The sequence below is a fragment of the Corynebacterium sp. HMSC074C03 genome (genome assembly GCF_001838285.1).
GTDB classification, from domain to species: domain Bacteria; phylum Actinomycetota; class Actinomycetes; order Mycobacteriales; family Mycobacteriaceae; genus Corynebacterium; species Corynebacterium amycolatum.
This window is the reverse complement of record NZ_KV836193.1, coordinates 1-749: the sequence shown is the minus strand read 5'-3', so window position 1 is coordinate 749 and position 749 is coordinate 1. Positions and strand designations below refer to the sequence as shown.

General features: G+C 51.5%; 1 rRNA gene. It reads right to left on the bottom strand.

From position 1 onward, the window contains the following. Positions 1-633 (bottom strand): 23S ribosomal RNA (locus tag HMPREF2847_RS01355); the annotation flags it as partial. Between the last annotated feature and the right edge of the window lie 116 nt (positions 634-749).

Below are 749 nucleotides of genomic sequence, written 5' to 3'. Positions count from 1 at the left end.
AAAAAAGGCTCTGACGGATTGTAAGCACATGGTTTCAGGTACTATTTCACTCCCCTCCCGGGGTACTTTTCACCATTCCCTCACGGTACTAATCCGCTATCGGTCACAAGCAGGTATTTAGGCTTACCGGATGGTCCCGGCAGATTCACAGCAGATTCCACGAGCCCGCTGCTACTCGGGCAACACACCAATTGCAGATGCAAGTGTTTCACGTACCGGACTCTCACCGTCTACGGCAGGACATTCCAATCCACTTCCGCTACACCCACACCACACAACGCAGGACTAGCAGACCCTGCACAAATGCATCCCCACAACCCCACGCACGCAAACCCTGCCAGGTATCACACGCACGCGGTTTAGCCTCATCCACGTTCGTTCGCCACTACTAACGGAATCACAATTGTTTTCTACTCCTACGGGTACTGAGATGTTTCACTTCCCCGCGTAACCACCAATTAGACTATGAATTCATCTAACGGCGACCGCCCACAACGACGGCCAGGTTTCCCCATTCGGACACCCTCGGATCAACGCTTAGTTGGCAGCTCCCCGAGGCCTATCGCAGCCTCTCACGTCCTTCATCGGCCTACTATGCCAAGGCATCCACCATGCGCCCTTACAACACAACACACAAACAAATAACTAAGAACAATCACAAACAGAAAAACTGCATGAAAAATCGAACTTACAGAAAAACAAGATGCTCGCGTCCACTATCCAGTTCTCACACAACACCCACACACCAC